At 72.7% G+C, this 4,894-nt stretch carries 5 protein-coding genes; 3 read left to right on the top strand and 2 right to left on the bottom strand.

Features of this window, described 5'->3' with window-relative positions:
* Positions 1 to 19: 19 nt before the first annotated feature.
* Positions 20 to 643: a cob(I)yrinic acid a,c-diamide adenosyltransferase gene (locus ACXVGS_RS18780; protein ID WP_458531051.1), complete on the bottom strand. Its 624-nt coding sequence runs from the start codon at positions 641 to 643 to the stop codon at positions 20 to 22.
* A gap of 35 nt (positions 644 to 678) precedes the next feature.
* Here ACXVGS_RS18780 and murA point away from each other — a divergent pair, with 35 nt between their 5' ends.
* The 3 genes from murA (at position 679) to ACXVGS_RS18765 (ending at position 4,587) form a co-directional block, all read left to right on the top strand.
* The gene (gene murA, locus ACXVGS_RS18775) at positions 679 to 1,959 is read left to right on the top strand and encodes a UDP-N-acetylglucosamine 1-carboxyvinyltransferase (RefSeq protein WP_458532771.1); all 1,281 of its coding nucleotides are present in this window, start codon (positions 679 to 681) and stop codon (positions 1,957 to 1,959) included.
* A gap of 187 nt (positions 1,960 to 2,146) precedes the next feature.
* Complete coding sequence (locus ACXVGS_RS18770; protein WP_458531050.1) at positions 2,147 to 2,494, top strand: STAS domain-containing protein; 348 nt, start codon at positions 2,147 to 2,149, stop codon at positions 2,492 to 2,494.
* A gap of 41 nt (positions 2,495 to 2,535) precedes the next feature.
* Positions 2,536 to 4,587 (top strand): protein meaA, encoded by a 2,052-nt coding sequence (locus ACXVGS_RS18765; protein WP_458537374.1) that lies wholly within the window; start codon positions 2,536 to 2,538, stop codon positions 4,585 to 4,587.
* A gap of 163 nt (positions 4,588 to 4,750) precedes the next feature.
* On the opposite strand, the gene ACXVGS_RS18760 is transcribed toward ACXVGS_RS18765, so the two are convergent.
* Positions 4,751 to 4,882, bottom strand: a complete 132-nt coding sequence (locus ACXVGS_RS18760; protein WP_458536419.1) for a hypothetical protein — start codon at positions 4,880 to 4,882, stop codon at positions 4,751 to 4,753.
* Positions 4,883 to 4,894 lie beyond the last annotated feature (12 nt).

Raw genomic sequence — 4,894 nt, 5'->3', positions numbered from 1 at the left:
CCCCCGAGCCCGGGGGCGGTCAGCGCGGGGCCGGGGGCTCCTCCCGGCCGCCGCCGGGCTGCCAGAGGACGTCGCCACCGGCGCCGAGGTTGGCCACCCGCGCGAGGATGAACAGCAGGTCCGAGAGCCGGTTGAGGTAGGTCGCGGTCAGCGGGTTCACGCCGCCGGGACGCTCGTCGTCGCCGGGCTGGTCGCCGTAGGCCTCCAGCGCCGCCCACGTGCTGCGCTCGGCCCGACGGGTCACGGTGCGGGCGACGTGCAGGTACGCCGAGGCGGGGGTGCCGCCGGGCAGGATGAACGAGCGCAGCTTCTCCAGCTCCTCGTTGTAGGCGTCGCAGTCGGCCTCGAGCTCCTCGACCCAGCGCTGCTGGACCCGCAGCGGCGGGTGCTGGTAGCTCGCGGCCAGCGGCGTGCACAGGTCGGCGCCGACGTCGAACAGGTCGTTCTGCACCCGCGTCAGCGTCGCCCGCACGTCCTCTCGCAGGTCGCCGCACGCCAGGGCGACGCCGATCGCGCTGTTGGCCTCGTCGGTGTCGGCGTACGCGGCGAGCCGCACGTCCGTCTTGCTCGTGCGGCTGAAGTCGCCGAGCGCCGTGGTGCCGGTGTCACCGGTCCGGGTGTAGATCCGCGTCAGGTTGACCATGGCCCGAATGGTCGCAGATAGGCTCCTGTCCCGTGATGGAGAGGTTCCGCGTCGTCGGTGGGGCGTCCCTGCACGGTGAGGTCACCGTGGTGGGTGCCAAGAACAGTGCGCTCAAGCTGATGGCGGCGGCCCTGCTGGCCAGCGGCCGCACCCGGCTGACCAACATGCCGGCGATCCTCGACGTGACGATCATGGCCGAGCTGCTGCGGCGCCTCGGCTGCGAGGTGGACTACGAGGCAGACGCCGGGGTCGTGGAGATCGACGTCCCCCAGGTGATCGGGCACCGCGCCGACTACGACCTGGTCCGCGCGCTGCGCGCCTCGATCTCGGTGCTGGGTCCCCTTGTCGCGCGGTGCGGCGAAGCCGACGTGGCGGTCCCGGGCGGTGACGCCATCGGTTCCCGCGGGCTCGACCTGCACGCGGCCGGCCTGGAGGCCCTCGGCGCCACCGTCCACGTCACCCACGGCTATCTCATCGCCGAGGCCCCGAATGGCTTGCACGGTGGGGAGATCCGCTTGGACTTCCCCAGCGTGGGGGCGACCGAGAACGTCCTCATGGCCGCGGTCCTGGCCCGCGGGACGACCGTCCTGACCAACGCCGCCCGCGAGCCCGAGATCGTCGACATCGCGGCGATGCTCACCGGGATGGGCGCGCGGATCCGGGGCGCCGGCACCTCGGTCATCGAGATCGAGGGCGTCACCGAGCTCGCGCCGACCCAGCACGCCGTGGTCGCCGACCGCATCGCGGCCGGGACGTGGGCCTTCGCTGCGGCCACCACCCGCGGTGACGTCGAGGTGGTCGGGGGAGTGGCCGACCACCTCGGTATCGCGCTCGACCATCTCAGCGGGGCGGGCGCCACCGTCACCACGACCGATCGGGGCTTCCGGGTGTCCACCGGCGGGGCGCGGCTGAGAGCGTTCGACGTGGCCACGCTGCCTTACCCCGGATTCCCGACCGATCTGCAGCCCTTCGCGCTGGCCTACAACGCGGTGGCCGACGGCAGCGCGATGATCACCGAGAACCTCTTCGAGGCGCGGTTCCGCACCGTGCAGGAGCTGGCACGGCTCGGTGCCGAGGCCCGGGTCGACGGGCACCACGTGATGCTGCACGGCGTCGAGCAGCTCTCCGGCGCCCCGGTGGAGGCCAGCGACATCCGCGCCGGGGCCGCCCTGGTCATCGCCGGGCTCGTGGCCGAGGGGGTGACCACCGTCAGCGGTGCGCACCACATCGACCGCGGCTACGCGGGATTCGCCGCGGCGATGCGGGGGCTGGGGGCTGACGTCACCCGCGAGCCGGACGACGCGCCATACCTCTGAGGCCTCTCCCAGCCCGGTGGCAGGGCGGGGTCGGCCGGCGCCGCAGGCGTCCTGACCCGGGTCGGCGCGAGACGTGACCCGATCGTGATGGCGTGGTGACAACCTTCATGCCCCGTGGTGCGTCAACCTTGACGACGGGGCGATCGTGCGGCGAACGGGGGCAGGCATGACGGCAGGGGTAGGGGCGGTGTCGTCCGCGACTCTGGAGGAGACCAGGCACGGGTGCGAGGTGGTCGTCTGCGGCCGCCTCGACGTGCACACCGTGGCCGACCTGCGCGCGCGCCTGCACGAGGTGCTCGACCAGGGCGAGGGCGACCTGCTGGTCCACCTCGCGGGGGCCGAGGTGGGCGACGCCACCGGGCTCGGGGTCATCGTCGGGGTCCATCACCGCGCCCGGCAGCTCGGCCGCCGGTTGGTCCTCGTCGACGTCTCGCCGCGGCTGGACCGGCTGCTGCGCGCCTCCCGGCTCAACCGCGTCCTGGCCCGCGCCGACGGGGTGGGTGCCGCGACCACTGTGGTGCCTCTCACCGCCTGAGTCCCTCCCGCCCGGCGGTTACCCGCGGGTACGTTCTGGCCATGGGAGAACGCAGCCGTCCGTGGGTCATGCGCACGTATGCCGGTCACTCCAGTGCCGCAGCGAGCAACGAGCTCTACCGCCGCAACCTGGCCAAGGGACAGACCGGGCTCTCGGTCGCGTTCGACCTGCCGACGCAGACCGGCTACGACCCCGACCACGCCCTCTCCCGCGGTGAGGTCGGCAAGGTCGGCGTCCCTGTGTCCCACATCGGCGACATGCGCGCGCTGTTCCAGGACATCCCGCTCGCGGAGATGAACACCTCGATGACCATCAACGCCACGGCGATGTGGCTGCTGGCGATGTACCAGGTGGTGGCCGAGGAGCAGGCCCAGGCGGCCGGGCAGGACCCCGCTGAGGCGGTGCGGGCCCTCGCCGGCACCACCCAGAACGACATCATCAAGGAGTACCTCTCGCGCGGGACCTACGTCTTCGCGCCGGCGCCTTCGCTGCGCCTGATCACCGACATGGTGGCCTACACCGTCGCCGAGATCCCCAAGTGGAACCCGATCAACATCTGCAGCTACCACCTGCAGGAGGCCGGCGCCACGCCGGTGCAGGAGATCGCCTACGCGATGAGCACGGCGATCGCGGTCCTGGACGCCGTGCGCGACTCAGGGCAGGTGCCGCAGGAGCGCTTCGGTGAGGTCGTCGCCCGGATCTCGTTCTTCGTCAACGCCGGCGTGCGTTTCGTCGAGGAGATGTGCAAGATGCGCGCCTTCGTCGAGCTCTGGGACGAGCTGACCCGTGAGCGCTACGGCGTGCAGGACCCCAAGCACCGGCGGTTCCGCTACGGCGTCCAGGTCAACTCCCTGGGCCTGACCGAGGCCCAGCCGGAGAACAACGTCCAGCGGATCGTGCTCGAGATGCTCGCGGTCACGCTGTCCAAGGACGCGCGGGCCCGGGCGATCCAGCTGCCGGCATGGAACGAGGCCCTTGGGCTGCCGCGGCCGTGGGACCAGCAGTGGTCGCTGCGGATGCAGCAGGTGCTCGCCTTCGAGTCCGACCTGCTGGAGTACGACGACCTGTTCACCGGTAGCCGCGTGGTCGAGGCCAAGGTCGCCGAGCTGGTGGCCGGCGCCAAGGCCGAGATCGACCGGGTGCAGGAGATGGGCGGGGCGGTCGCCGCGGTCGAGTCCGGCTACATGAAGTCGGCGCTCGTGGCCTCGCACGCCCGGCGACGCCAGCGGACCGAGTCCGGCGCGGACGTCGTGGTGGGCGTCAACCGGTTCACCACCACCGAGCCCAACCCGCTGACCGCTGACCTCGACACCGCGATCCAGACCGTCGACCACGCGGTCGAGGCTCGTGCTGTCGAGGCTGTGGCGGCGTGGCGTCGCGAGCGGGACGCTGCCGAGGGCGGACGCAGCGCCGTGGACGAGGCCCTGGAGCGGCTGCGCACCGACGCCCGCAGCGGCACCAACCTCATGGCTGCCTCGCTCGCGTGTGCCCGCGCCGGCGTGACCACGGGGGAGTGGGCCGGCGCGTTGCGCGAGGTCTTCGGCGAGTACCGCGCCCCCACGGGCGTGTCTGGCTCGGTCGGGGTGACCAGCGGCGACACCGCCGACTCCGGGCTCGCCCGGGTGCGCGAGCAGGTCCGCGCCACCGGCGAGGAGCTCGGTGGTCGGCTACGGCTGCTGGTCGGCAAGCCCGGCCTCGACGGCCACAGCAACGGTGCCGAGCAGGTGGCGGTGCGCGCCCGGGACGCCGGCTTCGAGGTGGTCTACCAGGGCATCCGGCTCACGCCCGAGCAGATCGTTGCGGCCGCGGTGGCCGAGGACGTGCACTGCGTCGGCCTGTCGGTGCTCTCCGGCTCGCACATGGAGCTCGTGCCGCAGGTGCTCGACGGGCTCAAGGCCGCTGGGGTGCACGACGTGCCGGTCATCGTCGGCGGGATCATCCCCGAGGGGGATGCGGCTCGGCTGCGCGAGCTCGGCGTCGCCGCGGTGTTCACCCCCAAGGACTTCGGCCTCACCGACATCATGGGCGAGATTGTCGCGACCATCCGCGCCGCGCGGGGTCTGCCGGCCCTCGCCGAACCGGTGCCCGCCTGAGCAGCGCGAAGGACGCGCGTCCCGCTCCTGTGGCTCGGTCGCGGGCCCACCTCCCAGCCTGAACACGTACGGGAAGGCCAGCTGTGCGTCCGGCTCCCACTGACCCGCCCCCAGGGCGCGCCTCTGGCCCGGCCGTTCCGGGGCCGGGTGCGGTGCGGGCACGTCAGGTGTGCCAGGTGACCCCGGTCGCGGTCACGGTCGCGGTCCAGCCGCGCTGGTGCACGATCGTGTGGTGCCGCCCGCAGAGCAAGGCGGCGTTGCCGACATCGGTGGCCCCGCCGTTGGCCCAGTGGATGACGTGGTGCCC

The organism is Oryzihumus sp. (genome assembly GCF_054325275.1).
The sequence above is the reverse complement of the archived record's forward strand: the minus strand, read 5'-3'. Positions and strand labels throughout refer to the sequence as shown.